At 58.3% G+C, this 19,783-nt stretch carries 19 protein-coding genes and 1 pseudogene; 18 read left to right on the top strand and 2 right to left on the bottom strand.

What is annotated here, in order from left to right; genetic code table 11:
- Positions 1-2: 2 nt before the first annotated feature.
- Together BCM02_RS10015 and BCM02_RS10010 are read left to right on the top strand one after the other, a co-directional pair.
- Positions 3-1,607: a spore germination protein gene (locus BCM02_RS10015; protein WP_148928944.1), complete on the top strand. Its 1,605-nt coding sequence runs from the start codon at positions 3-5 to the stop codon at positions 1,605-1,607.
- Complete coding sequence (locus BCM02_RS10010; protein ID WP_148928943.1) at positions 1,604-2,830, top strand: Ger(x)C family spore germination protein; 1,227 nt, start codon at positions 1,604-1,606, stop codon at positions 2,828-2,830. Before BCM02_RS10015 ends, BCM02_RS10010 begins: the two co-directional genes overlap by 4 nt.
- Here the strand turns inward: BCM02_RS10010 and BCM02_RS10005 are convergent.
- Together BCM02_RS10005 and BCM02_RS10000 are read right to left on the bottom strand one after the other, a co-directional pair.
- Complete coding sequence (locus BCM02_RS10005; protein ID WP_148928942.1) at positions 2,827-3,084, bottom strand: YczF family membrane protein; 258 nt, start codon at positions 3,082-3,084, stop codon at positions 2,827-2,829. The genes BCM02_RS10010 and BCM02_RS10005 overlap by 4 nt on opposite strands.
- A 92-nt stretch (positions 3,085-3,176) precedes the next feature.
- On the bottom strand, positions 3,177-4,052 hold the full coding sequence (locus BCM02_RS10000; RefSeq protein ID WP_148928941.1) for a LysR family transcriptional regulator: 876 nt from the start codon (positions 4,050-4,052) through the stop codon (positions 3,177-3,179).
- A 117-nt stretch (positions 4,053-4,169) separates the two neighbouring features.
- Between BCM02_RS10000 and BCM02_RS09995 the strand changes: the two genes are divergently transcribed.
- The 16 genes and pseudogenes from BCM02_RS09995 to BCM02_RS09920 all read left to right on the top strand — a co-directional run bounded on the left by BCM02_RS09995 (position 4,170) and on the right by BCM02_RS09920 (position 19,671).
- On the top strand, positions 4,170-5,564 hold the full coding sequence (locus BCM02_RS09995) for an MFS transporter (protein WP_148928940.1): 1,395 nt from the start codon (positions 4,170-4,172) through the stop codon (positions 5,562-5,564).
- A gap of 37 nt (positions 5,565-5,601) precedes the next feature.
- Positions 5,602-5,939, top strand: a pseudogene (gene ytxJ / locus BCM02_RS09990) (bacillithiol system redox-active protein YtxJ).
- A gap of 191 nt (positions 5,940-6,130) precedes the next feature.
- Complete coding sequence (gene nikR, locus BCM02_RS09985) at positions 6,131-6,613, top strand: nickel-responsive transcriptional regulator NikR (protein WP_148928939.1); 483 nt, start codon at positions 6,131-6,133, stop codon at positions 6,611-6,613.
- 86 nt (positions 6,614-6,699) lie between these two features.
- Positions 6,700-8,313 carry an ABC transporter substrate-binding protein gene (locus tag BCM02_RS09980; protein WP_425466170.1) on the top strand — a complete coding sequence of 538 codons (1,614 nt, stop codon included), beginning with the start codon at positions 6,700-6,702 and terminating at the stop codon, positions 8,311-8,313.
- On the top strand, positions 8,313-9,314 hold the full coding sequence (locus BCM02_RS09975) for an ABC transporter permease (RefSeq protein WP_148929226.1): 1,002 nt from the start codon (positions 8,313-8,315) through the stop codon (positions 9,312-9,314). Before BCM02_RS09980 ends, BCM02_RS09975 begins: the two co-directional genes overlap by 1 nt.
- A complete protein-coding gene (locus tag BCM02_RS09970) occupies positions 9,311-10,126 on the top strand; it encodes an ABC transporter permease (RefSeq protein ID WP_148928938.1) in 816 nt (271 codons plus the stop codon). The genes BCM02_RS09975 and BCM02_RS09970 overlap by 4 nt, the downstream gene beginning before the upstream one ends.
- Before the next feature lie 19 nt (positions 10,127-10,145).
- The gene (locus tag BCM02_RS09965; protein WP_148928937.1) at positions 10,146-11,072 is read left to right on the top strand and encodes an ATP-binding cassette domain-containing protein; all 927 of its coding nucleotides are present in this window, start codon (positions 10,146-10,148) and stop codon (positions 11,070-11,072) included.
- Positions 11,062-11,691, top strand: a complete 630-nt coding sequence (locus BCM02_RS09960; RefSeq protein WP_148928936.1) for an ABC transporter ATP-binding protein — start codon at positions 11,062-11,064, stop codon at positions 11,689-11,691. Before BCM02_RS09965 ends, BCM02_RS09960 begins: the two co-directional genes overlap by 11 nt.
- A 126-nt stretch (positions 11,692-11,817) precedes the next feature.
- The gene (locus BCM02_RS09955) at positions 11,818-12,228 is read left to right on the top strand and encodes a DUF6157 family protein (RefSeq protein WP_148928935.1); all 411 of its coding nucleotides are present in this window, start codon (positions 11,818-11,820) and stop codon (positions 12,226-12,228) included.
- Positions 12,229-12,377: 149 nt separating this feature from the next.
- Positions 12,378-13,076 (top strand): response regulator transcription factor, encoded by a 699-nt coding sequence (locus tag BCM02_RS09950; protein WP_148928934.1) that lies wholly within the window; start codon positions 12,378-12,380, stop codon positions 13,074-13,076.
- A 3-nt stretch (positions 13,077-13,079) separates the two neighbouring features.
- Positions 13,080-14,015 carry a sensor histidine kinase gene (locus tag BCM02_RS09945; RefSeq protein WP_148928933.1) on the top strand — a complete coding sequence of 312 codons (936 nt, stop codon included), beginning with the start codon at positions 13,080-13,082 and terminating at the stop codon, positions 14,013-14,015.
- 430 nt (positions 14,016-14,445) lie between these two features.
- Positions 14,446-15,369, top strand: coding sequence for an ABC transporter ATP-binding protein (locus BCM02_RS09940; RefSeq protein WP_148928932.1), 924 nt, complete (start codon positions 14,446-14,448; stop codon positions 15,367-15,369).
- Positions 15,362-16,060: an ABC transporter permease gene (locus BCM02_RS09935; protein WP_148928931.1), complete on the top strand. Its 699-nt coding sequence runs from the start codon at positions 15,362-15,364 to the stop codon at positions 16,058-16,060. The genes BCM02_RS09940 and BCM02_RS09935 overlap by 8 nt, the downstream gene beginning before the upstream one ends.
- A gap of 150 nt (positions 16,061-16,210) precedes the next feature.
- On the top strand, positions 16,211-18,178 hold the full coding sequence (locus BCM02_RS09930; RefSeq protein ID WP_187434124.1) for a sensor histidine kinase: 1,968 nt from the start codon (positions 16,211-16,213) through the stop codon (positions 18,176-18,178).
- 127 nt (positions 18,179-18,305) lie between these two features.
- Positions 18,306-18,866 carry a hypothetical protein gene (locus BCM02_RS09925; RefSeq protein WP_148928929.1) on the top strand — a complete coding sequence of 187 codons (561 nt, stop codon included), beginning with the start codon at positions 18,306-18,308 and terminating at the stop codon, positions 18,864-18,866.
- 226 nt (positions 18,867-19,092) lie between these two features.
- Entirely contained in the window at positions 19,093-19,671 is a 579-nt protein-coding gene (locus BCM02_RS09920) for a response regulator transcription factor (RefSeq protein WP_187434123.1), read from the top strand.
- Positions 19,672-19,783: the final 112 nt, after the last annotated feature.

The raw sequence follows: 19,783 nt of genomic DNA, 5'->3' as shown, positions 1-19,783 counted from the left end.
GCATGTTCGTACGGCCATCGCGACTGCAGCCGGATGGAGACGCTCCGGGTCCGGGAGCTGCCGGGCAGCGCGCTTATCTTGCGCAAGCGCCTTCCGCGCAGCTTGAAGATAATCTTGCCTACTTGAAGGCCGAGCTTGGCGGCAGTCCGGATATCGTCTTTCGTCGCATCCAGATCGGCGCGGCCCAAACCAAAGCGGCGGCGGTCTATACGGACGGCATTACGGATAAACAGACGGTCAACGAGTTCATCTTGCGCACGCTCATGCTCGAGTTGGACTCGTCCGCCGAGCCAGGCCGAAGTTTATTGCACGATATTAACTTGCATGCTCTACCGGTTGGGGACGTGCGGGTTCTGACGGACTGGGACGGTATTCTGCTGTGCTTGCTGTCTGGCCACACGATCATTTTCGTCGACGGAACGGCGGAGGCGATCAGCGGCGATACCAAAGGCGGGGAGTATCGGGCGATCGAAGAGCCTTCTTCGCAGGTGGTCATTCGCGGACCGAAGGACGGGTTCACGGAATCGATCGGCACGAACGTCGCGCTGGTCCGGCGAAGATTGAGAAGCCCGAATCTTCGCTTGGAAGCTTTCCGGCTCGGCGCCAAATCCCCATCCAACGTGGCCATCATGTATGTGCAAGGGATAGTTGAGGATAAATACGTTCTTGAGCTCAGTAGCAGACTGTCCCGCATACAAGTCGATGCGTTGAGCGGGTCGGAACAGCTGGAAGAGCTGCTGGCCGACCAGAAGACGCCTTTCCCGACGACCATGAATACGGAACGTCCCGATATGGTGAGCAACAGTTTGCTGGATGGCCGAATTTCGATATTCGTGGACGGCACGCCTTTCGTGCTCATCGCGCCCTTCACGTTCTTCATGGGATTTCAATCCGCGGAAGACTATTATCAGCGCCCGGAAGCGGCTTTCGCGATTATGATGCTGCGCTACGCGGCACTGATCATCGCCTTGTTCGGACCTTCCATTTATATTGCGGCCATCACCTTTCACCACGAGATGATCCCGACGCCGCTGTTGCTCAGTCTTGCCGCCCAGCGGGAAACCGTGCCGTTCCCTGCATTTCTCGAAGCCTTCTTGATGGAATTCACGTTCGAGGTCATCCGCGAAGCCGGGATCCGCATGCCCCGCGCGATCGGTCAAGCCGTATCGATCGTAGGCGCGCTCGTGCTGGGACAAGCGGCGGTCGAAGCGGGAATTATCTCATCCGCGATGGTCATCGTCGTGGCTATCACGGGCATCTCGAGCTTCGCGAACCCGTCGTACAATATGGCGACAACGATCCGGATCGTCCGGTTCACGATGATGGTGGCCGCGGCTATACTCGGGTTCTATGGGATCGCGATATTCAGCCTGGTGATCATCGGCCATATGTGCGGTCTCTCGTCTCTGACGGTCCCGTACATGTCGTTGAAATTCCCCTACACGCCCGAGGGAGAGAGGCGGACGGTCTACCGCATTCCGTTGGCGACCCGCCGATCCGCGGAACGAAACAACGAAGGGGCGGCGGTCGGTCTTGGCGCGCGGGATGCGGCCTTGGCGGATAAGACGGCGTCGCAAACCGAACAAGAAGGAAAAGATGCGCAATGACGAAGCGAATCTGTATTCTATTGCTGATGTTTCAGTTCTTGTTGGTTACAGGCTGCTGGAATAGCCGCGAACTGCGGGATTTGGCGATCGTCGTCGGCATCGGAGTGGATCGGATCGAAGGATCGGATCAATATCGCGTCTCCTTCCAACTCGTGAACCCAAGGGCGGCGACGGGCGGCAAAGTCGGGGGCAGCAGCATAAGCGAAATTCCGAATATCGTGTTTACGTCCGATGACCATTCCATGTTCAGCGCTCTCCGCAAGACAACGCAAAAAGTGCCGAGACAGCTGTTCTTCGCGCATTCCCAGCTGCTCGTCATCGGAGAATCTCTCGCGAAAGAAGGCGTGAGCGACGTGCTCGATTTCTTCGAACGCTCGCACGAGATGCGGCTGAATACGTCGGTAGTTATCGCAAGAGGCGCAAGCGCGGAATCGATTCTCAAAGTGATCACGCCGTTGTCGCCGACGAGCGCGACCGCCATCATCGGCAGACTGAAGGTGGCTACGGATGTATGGGCGCACAATGTCAACGAAGATATCGGCTCGGTGATCAAAAAGTTGGCGGGCGGGGGAGAGCCGGCGATCAGCGGTATCCGGATTCTCGGCAGTCCGACGCAGGGCAGGGCGAAATCGAACCTCGATTATTCGAAGCCGCCGACCATCCTGGAACTAAAGGGAGTGTCGCTGTTTTCCGAAGGCAAGCTCGTCGGCTGGGTCGAAGGCAAGAGCGCGCGCGGCGTCGTATGGGCGTTAAATCAGATGAAAAGCACGAACGTCTCCTTCCCGTGCGAAGATGGGGAAAAGGGCGTGTCGATCGAGGTGATCCGGTCTTTCACCAAGATACGCTCCCGAATCGTGGACGGCTCGCCTCGGCTGAGCGTGAAGGTGAAGGAAGAGGGGAGCTTAAGCGAGGCGCAGTGCAAGGTGGACCCCGGCTCGAACGAGGATATGATGAAGCTGCGGCGCCACTTGGCGGAAGAGACGAAGGCGGAGATCAGGATGGCGCTGAAGGCGGCACAAGCGAAGAAGAGCGACATCTTCGGTTTCGCCGCGGAGGTGAAGCGGACGTCGCCGAAATATTGGAAGACCATCGAAGGCGATTGGCCGTCGATCTTCGCGGATTGCGAGATCGACGTAGACGTCGAAGCGTATGTCCGGCGCACGGGTATGCGAACGAAATCGCTAATGAAGACGAACGGCGCGCGAACATCGTCTTCCGACTAAGAACCTTTACGACGAGAGGGTTTCGTTCTGCTGAATCGTCTTCGGAGAGGGGTGGCGAAAGGGAGGGCAATGGCGGTCGCGATGATCAGTTTCTCCGCCGCCGTCGTCACGGCGAACGAATGGTATAACGTCCGAAGCGCGTCGGCGAGACTGTAGCCGTTCATCAGATCGGCCCCGATCAAGAAAATCAAGCATGTCCCGAAAATCGTAACGAATACGAGCGACTCTTTCACTTGCGCATCCCTCCAATTCATGTCGTGCGTTCCCTCAGTTTTCCCAATGGAGGGGCTTCCTACGCCGCCGCGCGCTTGCTGGAGCCTTGAGGTGAATACCTATATATGGACCGCTATTGCAGCGATCCGAAATAATCCAGCACCACCTCGCGGAATTCCAACGCGGCGCGCGAAAGATAGCGGCTCCGATGCGACAACAGCGCGATCTCTCGCGACAATTCGCGGTCCTCCACCTGCAGGTAGCGAATATGCTCGCGCGCATGTCTGGCCGTGGCCGGGATGAAGGCGATGCCGATCCCGGCTTCCACGAGCGCGGTCAACCGGGCGGGCTCGTCGCCCTCGTACACGTAGTAGGGCTCGAATCCAGCCTGCTTGCACATGCCATCCACAAGATCGCGCGTGCCATAACCCCGTTTGACGCCTACGAACCACTCCTCCCTCAATTCGGCTAAGGAGACGCTGCGGCGGTCCGCCAGCCGATGTCCGTCCTGAACGGCCACCAGAATCGGGTCGACGTACACGATCTGGCAGTCGATATCCTCGCCTTGAATCGCGGGGGAGGACAGGCAGAAATCCACCTCGCCCCGATGCAGCAACGCGATCATTTCCTGCGTGGTCAGCATTTGCACATGAAACTGGATGCGAGGGCGTTTCTTGCGGAACTCCCGCAGGATATGGGGCAGCGTGCTGGCGGCGGTCACCGCCAACCTGAGCGTGCCTTGTTCCGGACCGGAGAAATCCCGAATTTCTTGCCTCCCTTGCTCCAGCTCGAATAACGCTCGCTCGGCGCGGCGAAGGAACCGGACGCCGAAGTCGTTCAAGCGGAGCTTCCGCCCGACTCGGTCGAAGAGCGGCACGCCGAGGTCTTCCTCCAGCCGCTGAATGGTTTTGCTAAGCGACGATTGCGTCACGTGCAGTCTTCGCGCCGCTTCGGTCACATGCTCCGATCGCGCGACCGCCAGAAAGTACTGCAGCTGCAGCAACTCCATGCGCAAGACTCCTCTCTCATTCCTTTAAAGTAATTAAATCATAGCATAGAATGCGTTGGAATAAATGAGCAAGTTCCCTTAAGATGTCATCAACACCGATTGAAAGGGGACTTAAATATGAATGCAGGCAGCAGGGGATTGATCATGGCCGTCGGGCTCGGGATTATGCTGAACCCGCTGAATTCTTCGATGGTATCGGTCGCGATCGCGAGACTGCAGCAAGCGTACCGGCTTGATTTCACCATCGTTTCGTGGATTATTTTCTCGTTCTATATTGCAAGCGCGATCGCGCAGCCGGTGATGGGCAAGGCCAGCGATCTATTCGGCCGCCGGAACATTTTCCTGCTCGGACTTATCGTCGCCTTCGCGGCGTCCATGCTCGCGCCGTTATCTCCGAGCTTCGGATGGCTGATCGCGCTGCGGATCGTGCAGTCCGTCGGCACGAGCATGATGGTCGCGGTCGGGATGGCGTTGGTGCGCATCCATATGACGGAGAAGCAAGCGGCGGCCTTGTCGATCTTGTCCATCTTCCTGTCCGGGGCTGCCGCGGTCGGGCCGTTCGTCGGCGGCGTGCTGCTCTACTTCTGGGATTGGCAAGCGATCTTCCTGGTCAACATTCCGTTCGCGTCGGCGAGCTTCCTGTTGGCTTGGCGGCATATCCCCAAGGATAGAAGGGCGACAGCGGCCGAAGGGAGCATGTCCGTCCGCCGATGGTTCGCGATGATCGATACGCCGGGCATTCTGCTGTTCGCCGCGGGTATGGTCGCGCTGCTGGTTGGTTTGCTGTCGGCAAAGTCGTCCGGCCATATCACGATCATTCATGCCATGGTCGGATTGAGCGGTTTCGCGCTGCTGGCCTTCTTCGTCCGCCATGAACTGCGCGCCGCATCGCCGTTCATTCCGCTGCGCGCCTTCGCGAAATACCCGGCGATGACGTGGGTCAACGTGGAGTTCCTGCTCGTGAATTTTCTGTTCTACTCGATCTTCTTCGGCCTGCCATCCTACCTGCAGTCGGTGCGCCAGGTCAACGAATTCGATACGGGGATGCTCATGCTGAGTCTGGGGGCGTGCTCGCTCGTCGCATCACCGATTGCAGGACGTTGGATCGATCGGTCCGGACCGCGCCCGGCGTTGCTGCTCTCCGCGATCCTCATGACGTTCGGGTCGGTATGGCTCATGACGCTCCGGCCGGATTCGCCCGTTATTAGCGTGTGCATCGCTTTGGCGGCGTTCGGCGTCAGCAACGGGCTGAACAGCGTCGGCATGCAGGCGGCCTTGTTCGCAAGCTCGCCCAAATCGATCATCGGCGTGGCATCCGGACTATTCAATACATCGCGATACCTCGGAACGATTCTCTCTTCCTTGTTGATCGGCATTGTCATGGGAGGATCGTTCAGCTTCGCGGGTTTTCGGGTACTAAGCATCATCCTGGCGGTGACTAGCCTGGTCTTGGTCGGGATGAGCCGGCGGCGCCGCGAACCGGGGCGGCTGCAGGAGACGAATAGCATGTAACGCCGAATAAGCGGCGAATCGAAAGGGGAACGCATGCATGAATTGGAACGAAATCACGACGATGGAACAATGGCAAGCGGTATTGGAACGTTCTGCCGAACGCGGTCAAGTGGTGTTGAAGCATAGCACGATCTGCCGGTTAGCTCGAACGCGCTGAAGGAGTTTTATCAGTATATGCAGGACGATCCGAATCGCGAGGTCGATTACGTTCTCGTGAAGGTAATCGAATCACGGCCGGTCTCGAACCGAATCGCCGAAGATCTCGGCGTCAAGCATGAGTCGCCGCAAATCATCTATGTGAAAGATCGGGCGAAATATTGGACCGCTTCGCATTCGGCCGTCACGTCCGCGCATATGGCGGCCGTACTCAACTAATCGCGGTGCAGCCGGTATGACGATAAGGTCAATCTAGAAGGGTCATTCCATCGATGGGATGACCCTCTTGCTTGTATATAACATCGAATGTAACTAAATCGAACATGTATGGTAAAATTCGCTACAAATCTCCAGGCTCGTGTGTTACGATGATCCCAATTCGTGCTACGACCGACGCGGGAGGAGGGGTAATGATGCTTCATGACGAGCTGAGCAGGTTCGGCGTCTCGATTCCAAGCGACCTGCTGTTGCAGTTCGACAAGCAAATCAAGCGGCAAGGTTACGGCAACCGATCGGAAGCGATCCGGGATTTGATCCGCCGATCGCTGCTCCAGCCGCAGCAGTATCCGGCGACGCTGTGCGTGGCCGGCACGATCGCGATGGTCTATAACCATCATGCGAGCGAGCTTCCTCTGTCGTTGACCGGGCTTCAGCATGCCTATCATCATGACATTATCTCGACCATGCACGTCCACCTGAATCACGACCAGTGTCTGGAAATACTCGTCGTACGCGGCGAGGTACGGCGGCTTCGGGAGCTCGGCGATCGCATCCGCGCGTTGAAAGGGGTGTTGTATGCGGAACTGTCGGTGACGCATCTCGAACCGGGGAACGGCGACGAGCGGCGCGGACATCCGGGCAGTCTGCATGACGAGGAGCGTAAGCATACATAATTTCTCGCGAAACAACAGTGGGCTGCGAGGCGACTCGCCGGGTTCCCAACGCAACATGACAGGTAGGAGTGGGGGAGTTGACCTTGATTACGGCACAATGGATGCCTGTGAAAATCGCGCTATCGTCGCTGCTGGTCCTGCTTGCGGGATGCTCGGCGGCGAACGATGCCGGAGAGACCGCCGCCGGCGATTCGTCAAAGCCCAAGCGCGAGCTCATTCTGGCGGTAGGCGGCGAGCCGGACAACGGCTTCGATCCGACTACGGGTTGGGGGCGATACGGATCGCCGCTGTTCCAGAGCACGCTGCTCAAGCGCGATAGCGGCATGGCGATCGTGAACGACCTCGCGACGAAATACGCCATCAGCGAGGACGGCCGCACGTGGACGGTGGATCTGCGCGGCGACGTCCGCTTCAGCGACGGCGAGCCGCTGACGGCGGACGATGTCGTCTATACGTTCGAGACGGCGAAGGCAAGCAGTTCCGTCGTCGATCTGACCAATCTCCGGTCGGCCAAGGCGGCGGACGGCGATACGGTCGAGCTCACGCTCGGCCGGCCGCAATCGACGTTCGTCGATATTCTGGCTTCGCTCGGCATCGTGCCGAAGCACGCGCACGCCGGCGATTACGCGGAGCATCCGATCGGTTCGGGACCCTATGCGTTCGTCCAATGGGACAAGGGGCAGCAGCTGATCGTGGAACGCAATGCGACTTACTATGGCGAGCTGCCGAAATTCGAGAAGTTGACGTTCCTCTTCCTCGACGAGGACGCGGCGTTCGCGGCGGCCAAGGCGGGCACGGTCGACATGGCCTACATCCCGTCCGCGTTCAGCAAGGAGCAGGTCGCCGGCATGCGGCTCGAATCGCTGCCATCCGTCGATAACCGCGGCATTATGTTCCCTTACGTGCCTGCCGGCGGCACGACGAAAGACGGCCATCCGGTGGGCAACGACGTCACGGCGGATCTGGCCATTCGCCAAGCGATCAACTTCGGCATCGACCGTCAATCGCTGGTCGAGGGCATTCTCGAAGGGCAGGGGACGCCGGCTTATTCGATCGCCGACAAGCTGCCATGGTGGAATCCGGACACCGTTCTAGCCGATGGCGACGCGGCGAAGGCGAAGGAAATTCTGGCCGAGGGCGGCTGGAAGGACGCAGACGGAGACGGCATCGTGGAGAAGAACGGGACGAAGGCGCAATTTACGCTCCTCTATCCTTCGGGTGACGTCACCCGGCAGTCGTTGGCCATCGCATCGGCCGACATGATGAAGCCGCTGGGCATCGAAGCGCTCGTGGACGGCAAGAGCTGGGACGAGATCGGCAAGCTGATGCATGCGAACGCGGTGCTATTCGGCTGGGGCAGCCTCGACCCGCTCGAGATGTACAATGTCTATAGCAGCAAGTATGCCGGCGTCGATTATTTCAATCCCGGCCATTACGGCAACAAGGCGGTGGACGGCTACATGGAGCAAGCGCTGGCCGCGGCCGACGAAGAGCAGGCGAACGCCTTCTGGGAGAAGGCGCAGTGGGACGGAACGACGGGCATGAGCGGCGCCGGCGACGCGCCGTGGGCGTGGCTGGTGAACGTGAATCACCTGTACCTAGTCGACGAGAAGCTGGACATCGGCGAGCAGCCCATCCATCCGCACGGCCATGGCTGGCCGGTTACGAGCAATATCGAGCAGTGGACGTGGACGGAATAATGGCGGCGGGAAGACAGTCCGGCATCGGCAAATTCGCGCTTCGGCAAGCGGGCAAGCTTGCGCTGCTGCTCGCCTCGGCTTGCGCGGTCACGTTCGCGCTGATCAGCCAATCGCCGATCGATCCAACGCAGGCCTACATCGGCGCGGACCTGCTGCGGGTAGGAGCGGAGCAGCGAGAGGCGATCGCCGCGTATTGGGGGCTAGACGACCCTCCGCTGCAGCGGTTCTGGGCATGGATGGCTTCCCTGCTCCAAGGGGATTTCGGAACCTCCATGATTCATCGGGCGCCGGTAAGCGAAGTGATCGTCGAACGATTCCTGAGTTCGTTTGCCTTAATGATCGCCGCGTGGCTCCTGTCCGGCATCTTGGGCTTCGCAGCCGGCGTCGCGGCCGCGATGCGCAGAGAGACGTGGCTGGACCGCGCGATCAAATGGTATTGCTACGCGTTGTCGTCGACGCCTACCTTCTGGGCGGGCTTGCTGCTGCTGATCGTCTTTACGGTATGGCTGCCGATTTTCCCGGTGGGGCTGGGCACGCCGGCTGGCGTGCCGGCCGGGGACGTTACCTGGCTGGATCGCGCGCGGCATATGATCCTTCCGGCGCTGACGCTATCGATCACGGGCATCTCGAATATCGCGCTCCATACGAGAGCGAAGCTGGTCGACGTGCTTGCCAGCGATTACGTCCTGTTCGCCAGGGCGAAAGGAGAAGAGGGCTTCCTGCTCTTTCGCCGCCATGGGTTGCGAAACATTCTGCTCCCGGCGGTCACGCTGCAATTCGCCTCCTTCAGCGAATTGTTCGGCGGAGCCGTTCTGGTCGAGCAAATTTTCTCCTATCCGGGACTCGGGAAGGCGACGGTGGAAGCAAGCACGCGGGGGGATGTCCCACTGCTTCTCGGGATCGTGCTGTTCAGCGCGTTGTTCGTCTTTGCCGGCAATTTGCTGGCGGAGCTGATCTACCGATGGGTCGATCCCCGCATTCGGGAGGGGCAGAGCGAATGAACCTTCGAACGAGAACGTTGATTTATGCGGCCGTTGCCCTCGTCCTGCTGCTGCTGCCGGCGGCGCTGTCGCCGATGCTGGGCGGCGACCGGCTGGCTACGCATCTTGCGGAGCGGAACGAACCGCCTTCCTGGACTCATCCGTTCGGGACGGATTGGCTTGGCAGAGACATGTTCGCGCGGTCGATGAAGGGGCTCGCCTTGAGCCTTGGCGTCGGGCTGACCGCCGCGCTTGCCAGCGGCTTGATCGCGGGGGCGCTCGGGTTGATGGCGGCTGCGCTGGGCAAGGCGGCCGACCGGTTCATTACCTGGCTCATCGATCTGTTCCTGAGCGTGCCTCATCTCGTGCTGCTGCTCCTGATCGCCTTCGTGACGGGAGGCGGCGCGAAGGGCGTCATTATCGCCGTCGGCCTTACGCATTGGCCCAGCCTGGCACGATTGATCCGGGCGGAGCTGCTGCAGCTGAAGTCCAGCGAATTCGTCCTCGTCTCTCGGCATATGGGGCGCTCCAATTGGTGGATCGCCACCCGGCATCTGCTGCCGCATCTATGGCCGCAATTTATCGTGGGCACGCTGCTGCTGTTCCCGCACGCCATTCTGCACGAGGGTGCGATTACGTTCCTCGGGATGGGTCTGTCCCCGCATCAGCCGGCGATCGGCATTATCCTGTCCGAGTCGATGCGCTACTTGTCGACCGGCATGTGGTGGCTGGCCTTCTTCCCGGGGCTCTGCCTGGTTGTCCTCGTCCGTTCGTTCGACGTGCTGGCGGGCGGCGTGCACGCGCTCGTCGACCCGAGCCGTTCGCAGGAGTAGAAAGGAGGCTTGACGCGGGATGCCGCTGCTTGAAGTGAAAGAATTATCCGTTACGTTCACGCAATACGACAGAGGGCTTCGGCGGAAGAAGGCGACGGCGATCCAAGACCTCTCCCTCTCCGTGGAGCGAGGCGAGATCGTCGCGGTGGTGGGCGCCAGCGGTTCGGGCAAAAGCCTGCTTGCCCACGCCATTCTCGGCATTCTGCCGCGCAACGCGTCGGTCGGGGGGCAGATGGCCTTCGACGGACAGCCGCTTACGGCTTCGAGAATCCGCCAGCTCAGAGGCAAGCGAATCGCCTTCGTTCCTCAGTCCGTGCAGTCGCTCGATCCGCTCATGCGCGTCGGACGGCAGGTGAGGCAGGCGGTCCGCGCGGGCGACCCGGCCGAAGAGCAGCGCATGGCGTTCGCCCGGTACGGTCTCGCGCCGCTGACCGAGAGGCGCTATCCGTTCCAGTTGTCAGGCGGGATGGCCAGGCGCGTCCTCGTCTCCATCGCCACGGTGAGCGGCGCGGAGCTGATCGTCGCGGACGAGCCGACGCCGGGCATGGACCCGGCGGTCGTGCAAGAGACGCTGCGGGCGTTCAAGACGTTCGCGGAGAACGGCACGGCCATCGTGTTCATCACGCATGACTTGGAGGCCGCGCTGGCGATTGCCGACAAGGTCGCGGTATTCCATGCGGGGACGTCGCTGGAGGTTGCGCGGGCGGCGGATTTCGAAGGCGCTGGCGATCGGCTTCGCCACCCATACTCGCGGGCGTTGTGGCGGGCGCTGCCGCAGAACGGCTTCGCCGTCCCGGACTTGGGGGCAAACGAGCCGCTCTCCCGGTCGGCCGTAGGCTGCTCCCACGCGAGGGGGTGCGCGCTGGCGACGATCGAGTGCGCCAAGACCGCGCCGAAGCCGCGCGAACTTCGCGATGGGATGGTGAGGTGTTATCATGCGACTTGAAGCACGGAACGTCAGTAAGCGCTACGCTCGGGAGGCGTGGCTCTTCCGGCAGGCGAGCGCCGCCTTCCGCACGGGCGATACGGTCGGCTTGCTGGGCCCGAGCGGGTGCGGCAAGTCGACCTTCTGCCGATTGCTGGCCGGCTACGATGCCTGCGACGAAGGAGAGGTGCTGCTCGACGGGGCGACGCTGCCGACGTCCGGCTACCGGCCGGTCCAGCTGATCTTCCAGCATCCGGAGCGGGCCGTCAATCCGCGCTGGAAGGCCGGCGCCATCATTAGCGAGGGATGGCGGCCGGATGAGGCGCTGCTTGATTCGCTCGAGATTAGACGGGAGTGGCTGAAGCGATGGCCGTCCGAGCTGTCCGGCGGCGAGCTGCAGCGGCTGTGCATCGCCCGCGCGTTGGCGCCGCAGACCCGGTTCTTCATCGCCGACGAGATGACGACGATGCTCGACGCGATTACCCAGGCGAGAATATGGCGGACGGTGCTTGACCTTGCGCAGAGCCGCGGGATGGGCATGCTGGTCGTCAGCCATGACCGTCATTTGATCGACCGGATCTGCACGCGCGTCATCGATTTCCGCGAATTAGCCTATGGCCGGCACGCCGTCGAAGAATAGGAATCTATGGTCAACGGGGCGATGATTCGGCTGTAAACTTATGGTATTATTGGACTGGGTATTCATGCCTCGCCGATTAATCGCTGATGACCCGGCGCGAACGGATATTGACGAGGAGGCTACGCGATGAAGGACAATAATTACTATGGTACGTTTATTGAAGTCGCCGAGGATTGCCCCGTGGCGGCCGCGGAGATTCCGAAGGCCAAGGGGGATGCCAAGACGGTGCCGGTCATGCAGTATGAGCTGATCGCGAACCATCCTTACCGCTACACGCAGGAAGACGTGCTGTTCGAAGTATTCGCCGTTCGCGGCGAAGTACCCGAGTCCGAGAGATCGGCCTCGCGCGAGACGTTCTTCTCCAAAGGGCAGCCCTGCCTCCGCGCTTCTTCGCTGGGCAAGCGTTACGGGTGGGGCATCCATCACGATGCCGAAGGCAAGATGGCCCTCTATGCGTTGGAATCGGCGGAGTATCAAGCGTTCCTGCGCGATGAGACGGTCAAAAAAGTAAAAGCCATGCGCTCCAAGCGTGTTTAACGGAGCCGGCGTCCCTCGAGCAGTCCGCGTCCCGCGGCTGCTCTTTTTTATCCATTTCATCCCAAACCTTCTGCCGTATGATAAAATGAAGCGACGATGAGGGAGGCCGCTATGGGGCGGGATACGGCGGAATGGGAGGAAACGAAGAGATGTCTAAGCGAATTCTGCTCGCCGAGGATGACCTTGAGATCAGCCAGTTAATCGAAGGTCATCTGACACAGGAGCATTACACGGTCTGCACGGCTGGCGACGGCGAAGAAGCCGCGCGTCTATTCGCGCAGGAGCCGTTCGATTTGATTTTGCTCGATTTGATGCTCCCCAAGATGAGTGGCATGGAGCTGCTCAAGCAAATCCGAGAATCGAGCGTCGTCCCCGTCTTGATTATTTCGGCGAAGGGCAGCGATCTGGACAAAGCGCTGGGCCTTGGCTTCGGGGCGGACGATTATTTGAGCAAACCGTTCTCCATGATCGAACTTACAGCCCGGGTGCAGGCTGCCATTCGCAGGGCGACGCGATATACGCAAGCGGAGAGCCAGCCGGCCGCTCCGCCTACGATGTCGTTCAAGGACCTCACCTTGGATTTGCATACGTTCGCCGTGAACGTCCGAGGGAAGAGCGTGCAGCTCACCGCCAAGGAATTTCATATTCTGAAGCTGTTTCTCGGTCATCGCAACCGGGTGTTCACCAAGGAGCAGATTTATCAGCTCATCTGGGAAGACGATTATTACGGGAACGAGAACGTCATTAACGTCCATATCCGCAGGCTTCGGGAGAAAATCGAAGACGATCCGTCGGCTCCGCAATACATCCGGACGATCTGGGGCATTGGCTATAAGATGGGTGAGTAGGTTATGGTTCTAATACTATCGATCATCATCGGCATCATGGCCGCGGTTATCGGCTGGCAATTTTACGCGAAGCGGCAATTAAAGCGCACGGTGGATGAGATCACGGAGAAGATCGCGGACATCATCGCGCAGGAGACGGCCGAGAAGGTGCTCGTGCCGACCGGTCTGGAAACGCTTCAACGTCTGCTCGTGCAGGTCAACCGTCTGTTGGATTACAACCAGAAGGTCATCGCCGATTATGCCAAGGCGAAGGACAGCCAGCGCAAAATGATCTCCAACATGTCCCACGATTTGAAGACGCCGCTGACCGTCATTTTGGGCTATGCGGAGAAATTGAATCAGCCGAAGACGTTGACCAGAGAAGATGAGACGCAGATCATGCGCCGGCTGAACGATAAAGTGAACGCGCTGATCGGCCTGATCAATCAATTTTTCGACCTAGTCAAGCTCGAGTCGGAGGACTACGATATCCCGCTTGGCAAAATATCGCTGAGCGAAGTAAGCCGGCAAAGCGTGCTGGAATTTTACGATCTGCTATCATCCCGCAATCTTCGGGTCGAGCTGGACATTCCGGAGCGTCCCTTCTACATATTGGGGAACGAGCAGGCGCTGCAGCGCATCTTGAGCAACCTCATCTCGAATTCCATCCGGTATGGCAGCGAAGGCGGCGTCCTCGGCGTAACGGTTCGGGAGGAAGGCGAGTATGTGGCCGTCGACGTGTGGGACCGGGGAAAAGGGATCGCGGAAATCCATCAAGAGCGCGTGTTCGACCGGCTCTACACGCTGGATGACGCCCGGAACTTGCAGTTCCAAGGAAGCGGCCTGGGTCTAAGCATCTCCAAACGGTTGACCGAGGAAATGAAGGGAACGATCCGCTTAAGCAGCACGCCGTTCGAGAAAACGATCTTTACTTGCAAGTTCAAGCCTTTGACCTACTGAAATGACTACAGGAGACGTTCGGCTGCCGCTGAACGTCATTTTTTATTACATAGAGGAAATAAAACGTAAAGCGTGTCCGCCAAGCGGACGAAAGCGAAAGTCAGCACGCAAACGCATCAAGCGCACACCAACATCAGGATACCACCCAAGGCAAAACGAGACGTACGAAGCTCGAACGAAAGCTTTGTCCAAAGGACAATCGCAAGCCTACCTCGAAAGGACACATCGAAGACGGCCGCGAACCGAGTCACGCTCATTAGCAGAGTCCAGAGGGTGCTAACCTTCTGGTGCCTCTCCTTTGGAGGGGGAAGGGGCGAGGGAACAATCTTAAGAAACGTGTAAGAAACGGGAAAGGAAAAACTCGATTCTCCGGTCTATTATAAAAGTAACAAAACGAACGCGAAACGAATCGCGAGGAGGCTCGATTAAAATGAATGCAATCATTCAAACGCACGACCTGACAAAAGCGGTGAAAGGAAAAAGCATCGTATCGAACGTCAATCTGAACGCGAGGAAAGGCGAAATTTACGGGCTGCTCGGACCGAACGGCGCGGGCAAAACGACGATCATGAAAATGCTCACCGGACTCATCATTCCGACCTCGGGCGAAATCATGCTGTTCGGCAAGAAGCTCGACGAATCCGCCAAGGATGGCCTGAAGCGCATCGGCAGCATTATCGAATATCCGATTTTCTTCGAGCACCTCACGGCGATGGAGAATCTGCGAATACACTGCGAATATTTAGGCTTTTATGACGAGCGGGCCATCCATCAAGCGTTGGATATGGTGCAGCTGCAAGGGATCGAGAATAAACGCGTGAAAGATTTCTCGCTTGGCATGAAGCAGCGGCTGGGCATCGCGCGGGCGGCCATCACGAGACCGGAGCTGATCGTATTGGATGAACCGACTAACGGCCTGGATCCGATCGGCATTAAAGATATGCGTGATTTGGTCCGGACGCTGAATAAGGAATACGGCATCACGTTCCTGCTCTCCAGCCATATTTTGGCGGAGATCGAGCAGATGGCCGACCGGATCGGCGTCGTGCGGCAAGGACAATTGGTCGACGAGGTGTCGCTTGCGGATATTCGGCAGCAGCGGACCGACTACCTCGAGCTGGTCACCTCGAACGTGCAGCGATCCGTATTCCTGCTCGAGCACGAGCTTCGCGCGACCAACTTGAAGATCGTGCAGGACAACAAAATCCGGATCTACGATGCGGGCATTACCGCGGGACAGATCTCGAAGCTGCTCGTATCGCAAGACATCGAGATCGAGGAGATCCAGAAGCATACCGGCACGCTGGAAGACTACTTCTACAATCAAATCCAAGGGGGAGATAAGCATGTTTAAGTTAATGGAGCTCGAATGGAGAAAGCTGCATACCCGCAAAGTGATGGGCGAAGCCGTTATTTATTGGGTCATCCTCATGATCTTGCCGACGATCTTCCTGCAATTCGTCTTCGCGGACGCGCCGAACATTCCGTTGGGCGAAAGCTATGGGGCGGCGATGGAGATTATGCTGCCGATTCAGATGGGCTTCCTGTTGTTCGGAGCATCCCTCGTCAATCATGTCTTCATCGAAGAATTCAAGAACCGCACGATGGCGCTCTCGTATGGTTACCCGCTCAGCCGGCGGCGGCTGGTCATGGCGAAGACGATGTTTATTGCCGGGGCGGTGTACCTGTGCTCGCTCATCTCCTTCGTGCTGGCAGGCATAACGACCTATGGTTTTGATCTCGCGCTCGATTTTATCGAAGGGGTGCCGACGGCCGCGGATTTGGCGAATTATGCGCTTCGGGCGGTCGTTCACGCCGCCGTGGTCGCGCTCGCCTCGTTGATTCCGCTCTTCTGGTTCGGCTTGTGGAGAAGGGCGGTCATTCCGACGGTTCTGTGCGCCATCGTCCTCATGCAAATGCAGAATTTTCTCGGCTGGTTCAGCATCACGCTGAATGCGGATCTGCTTTATGCGATAATGAGCCTGTTGGGCCTGGTCAGCGTCTATCTGTCCGTTAAATTCGTGAATAAACTGGGGGATTTGTAGCGGATCGGTCGCGGCCCTGGCGATTTTAAACATTTTTTAGCAAGACTCCGGATGAATTTCTGTTTTAATAGAGAGAGCAACCCTGCCGCAGGCAATGGCTAAGCGCCGATCATGAAGCCTGCGGCACGGACTCAGGAGGAACGAATCGCCATGACCCGCATCCGGAACTGGCTTTGCACGATAGGGATGGCATCGCTCTCGCTGCTGCTCTTCGCGATATTTTGTCTGCTGCTCACGTGGAATACGCTTGGCGGTCGAGAGGCGGACGAATCTCGCTTGCTCCATCTGTCGAGCGGCTGGCAAATCCATCTTGGCGATTTGGCTGTCGAGGCTAACGCGCTTGCGGCATCGGAAGGCTGGAGGCCGTTTAAGATCGAGGACGCGGATTCGCTGCTTGATGGATACCAAGGCTACTATTGGCTGCGTTACCGGCTGCCCGAGCAGCTGCGCGACGAGCCGAATTTGCATGTGCAGGGGTTCAAGCACGCGGAGCTGTATACCCGGTCCGGCCAGATTTACGCGTTCAATATGGATCGCGACGTTCGCCTGGTGAACAAGGAGCTTCGGTGGGGCATTGCCGATCTGAAGCCAGAGGACTACGGCCATCCGTTATATGCCCGCGTCTATCAAGACGGCGGCGATCCCGCCGAGGGCCTCTTCCGGGTAGGTCGGATGGAGCACTTCATGACGCACATGCTGCGCAGCGACGCGTTTCGCTATCTGTCCTGCGTCGTCGGACTTATTGCCGGCATGCTGGCCTTCATTCTGTACGCGTTGAACAGGAAGGATCCGATCTACCTGCATTTCGCGTTATTTAGCGTATGTGTCGCCTACGGCAGCATTGTCCGCGCCGCGTCTCTGCAGCTGTTCGCCGACATTCCGTTGCTTGTCTATATCCAGAATATCGCGCTGCCATTGGGCACGGGGGCTCTGCTCGGGTTTCTTGCCGAGACCTTCGCGGGCGGTTGGCGGATCTGGTTCCGGCGGTTGGCGGCTGCCTATTATAGCTTTGGTCTCATCGTGTTCGCGGCGGCCTTCATCAACGACTGGCTCTACCATATGCTGGTCGAGCAGCTGTTTGCCGTGACGGCAGTTCCGCTCGTCTTGTGCATCCTCTTGGGCCTGTACCGTTCCGGCCGGCACGAGAACAGGCTGGAGACGCGGCTAATTATGGCTGGCATTTGGCTGTTGGGTATTTTCACGGCGGTGCATTATATTGATTTGAACTATTATTCGATCTCTTCGCGTTTGTTCGAGCCTTATCCCGTCGCCGGCGCGCTCTTCAAGGAAGCATTCGTGCAACTGGCCGTCTTCGGGTTCATCCTTTGTCTTGCGGGGGTATTGCTCGTCCGTTACGCGAAGACGCATCGGCAGGTCAAACGATACGCGCACGAGCTTGCCTTGAAGAACGATCAGCTCGAGGCGATCAATCGCCAGCGGGCGGAAGAGCTGCGACAGCGGACGGAGGAGCTGCAGGAAGCGATTCAGGTGACGATGGACACGATGGAGGAAGTCGTCGCATTGGAGGAGCGCAATCGGATCGCGCACGAAATGCACGATACCGTCGGTCATACGCTGACGGCGACCATTATGCAGATGGAAGTGACCAAGAGATTGTTCGACACCGACCGCGAGGCCGCGCTGCAGCGGCTGGCGTCCGCGCAGGATCTGGTGCGAAGCGGCTTGGATCAGGTGCGCTCCTCCGTTCGTCTCATGAAGGACGAGGCGCCCGCGTATGATTTGCGCGACGCCATGATCGTGCTGATGCGCAATACGACCCAAGCGACTCAGGTTGATATCCAGTACCGCATCGATCCGCTGCCTCAACTTCCGCCGGGTTGCTCCAAGGTGCTCTATCACGCCCTGCTCGAAGGGCTGACGAACGGGATGCGCCACGGGCGCGGAACGCGGTTCAACTGCGAGTTGACCGTCGGGGAGGACGGCGTGCTGCTGCTCCTTCAAAATAACGGATTGCCCTACGACAATTCGGCCTACGGGTTCGGCCTGACGGCGATGAACGAACGCGTCCAGCTAGTCGGCGGATCGCTTCGAGTCTCGCAGAGCGCGGAGTGGGGCTGCGAGCTGCGAGTTCGACTGCCGCTGGCGTCGACTGTATAGGGCGTTGTCTCCGATTCGATCTACACCTTTGTTCTCGTTCGCAGACGCACTCTCCCTCTCTAATGATGTATTTTTAGAGCAAATCAAGTAGACTTGGAGGAGACATATTGGGGGGAGTTCAATCAACATGATGGATAGACCGGAACAAGATTTGACGTATTACTCGCTGATCCGGGTGCTGGTACGAATATATGGCGTCTTTTATATGTTTATCGGAATTGGTGATTTATTGAGTTTCCTGATTTCGCTGGGAAGCATGCGGGATGGAATTTTAGGTGAATTTATGGGTGATCAGGGATCGATTTTTTGGCTGCTGAGCAAGGATGAACTGGATGGCATCTTTGATTCCTTTATTGGACTTGCGCTGTTTGCATATGCAGGTAAGTTAGCAAATTGGATTGCGCCGGATCGATCGCTAACCATTCGATTTCAAGCTTCGGAGCTGCAGCCAATGGTTCTTGTCGTCGCGCGATTCTACCTCATGACCTGGGTGGCTTATTTCCTCGGTCTGATGCTTTCGTCTGTTTTGATTATAGCCATACGATACGTAACCAGTGAGATAGAATTCGTTGAAGTTCTCGTGCTGCTGCAACCTGTTTATTGGTTAGTTGGTCTGTATATCCTCGATCGCAATTTGGGTCGTATCGTAAAATTTGCTTCACGTAATAGCCGATCTGATGCGGCGTAACAAAGTAAACGAAGCCATGCGTGGATGCGGCTTCGTTTTTTATTTTCTAGATAAATATCCTATAGGACACCTGAACTAAAGTTCATCTAGGTTGAAAGCGTGTTCGTGCCGCTGTATTACGTAGGACCTCGGTCACGGTTTTCCGCCCCCACAGTTAGGCCTCTTCAGCGCGTTCGGATTCCAGTATACTGGGGAATGTTTATTTTACGGAAAGTAGGCGTTGTGGTTGAACAAAATACGTGTGTTATTGGTAGAGGACGACCTGATCTGGCAGCAGGGGCTGTCCGCATTCTTGAACGCCGAGCCGGACATCGAGGTGGCGGCCGTGGCCGGCACGAAGGATGAAGCGCTCGAACGCTTTCGATCCGCCGAACCGGATGTCGTGCTGATGGACATTAACCTGTCGGACAACCGGCTGGACGGTCTGGAGGCGGCCAAAGAAATATTGCGCGTCGAAGGGAAGGTCACGAGCATCATCATGGTCACGTCGCTGGAAGAGAAGGGGCTCATTCTCCAATCGTTCCAGAGCGGGGCCGCCAATTTCATCAGCAAATCCAGCTACAAGGATATCGCCCAGGCGATCCGGGACGCGCACGCGAACCGAAGCGGGATCCATCCCGATGCCGCGTCGCTGATCCGCAAGGAAATCCGGCTCATGGCGCTGACCCCCTCGGAGCGGGAGCTGTACGACCTACGGGAGCAGGGGCTGAGTAAAACCCAAATTTCCGGCAAGCTGAACAAGTCGCTGAACACGATCAAGACGCAATGGAAAAGCATCAAGCAAAAGCTCTTCGACCCGAATTAACCTCCTTATGCGCTTCCCCGGCATGAACCGCTCTTATCCTCAAGCCGCTCATCTTGCGTTCGCCACCCGACAGGGGTGAAGAAAGTTCATCCTACCCCGCCCGCCTAATCGT

Source organism: Paenibacillus methanolicus (assembly GCF_008124765.1).
Lineage (GTDB): Bacteria > Bacillota > Bacilli > Paenibacillales > Paenibacillaceae > Paenibacillus_Z > Paenibacillus_Z methanolicus.
Note: the sequence above shows the minus strand (reverse complement) of the source record. Positions and strands in the feature narration are given on the sequence as shown.

Bases quoted from the DNA above. Each gene is read 5' to 3' on its own strand.
- BCM02_RS10010 (WP_148928943.1), top strand. From the start codon at position 1,604: ATGACGAAGCGAATCTGTATTCTATTGCTGATGTTTCAGTTCTTGTTG.
- BCM02_RS09995 (WP_148928940.1), top strand. From the start codon at position 4,170: ATGAATGCAGGCAGCAGGGGATTGATCATGGCCGTCGGGCTCGGGATT.
- BCM02_RS09925 (WP_148928929.1), top strand. From the start codon at position 18,306: ATGATGGATAGACCGGAACAAGATTTGACGTATTACTCGCTGATCCGG.
- BCM02_RS09930 (WP_187434124.1), top strand. From the start codon at position 16,211: ATGACCCGCATCCGGAACTGGCTTTGCACGATAGGGATGGCATCGCTC.
- BCM02_RS10015 (WP_148928944.1), top strand. From the start codon at position 3: ATGTTCGTACGGCCATCGCGACTGCAGCCGGATGGAGACGCTCCGGGT.
- BCM02_RS09975 (WP_148929226.1), top strand. From the start codon at position 8,313: ATGGCGGCGGGAAGACAGTCCGGCATCGGCAAATTCGCGCTTCGGCAA.
- nikR (WP_148928939.1), top strand. From the start codon at position 6,131: ATGATGCTTCATGACGAGCTGAGCAGGTTCGGCGTCTCGATTCCAAGC.
- BCM02_RS09945 (WP_148928933.1), top strand. From the start codon at position 13,080: ATGGTTCTAATACTATCGATCATCATCGGCATCATGGCCGCGGTTATC.
- BCM02_RS10000 (WP_148928941.1), bottom strand. From the start codon at position 4,052: ATGGAGTTGCTGCAGCTGCAGTACTTTCTGGCGGTCGCGCGATCGGAG.
- BCM02_RS09940 (WP_148928932.1), top strand. From the start codon at position 14,446: ATGAATGCAATCATTCAAACGCACGACCTGACAAAAGCGGTGAAAGGA.
- BCM02_RS09950 (WP_148928934.1), top strand. From the start codon at position 12,378: ATGTCTAAGCGAATTCTGCTCGCCGAGGATGACCTTGAGATCAGCCAG.
- BCM02_RS10005 (WP_148928942.1), bottom strand. From the start codon at position 3,084: ATGAATTGGAGGGATGCGCAAGTGAAAGAGTCGCTCGTATTCGTTACG.
- BCM02_RS09970 (WP_148928938.1), top strand. From the start codon at position 9,311: ATGAACCTTCGAACGAGAACGTTGATTTATGCGGCCGTTGCCCTCGTC.
- BCM02_RS09935 (WP_148928931.1), top strand. From the start codon at position 15,362: ATGTTTAAGTTAATGGAGCTCGAATGGAGAAAGCTGCATACCCGCAAA.
- BCM02_RS09955 (WP_148928935.1), top strand. From the start codon at position 11,818: ATGAAGGACAATAATTACTATGGTACGTTTATTGAAGTCGCCGAGGAT.
- BCM02_RS09965 (WP_148928937.1), top strand. From the start codon at position 10,146: ATGCCGCTGCTTGAAGTGAAAGAATTATCCGTTACGTTCACGCAATAC.
- BCM02_RS09960 (WP_148928936.1), top strand. From the start codon at position 11,062: ATGCGACTTGAAGCACGGAACGTCAGTAAGCGCTACGCTCGGGAGGCG.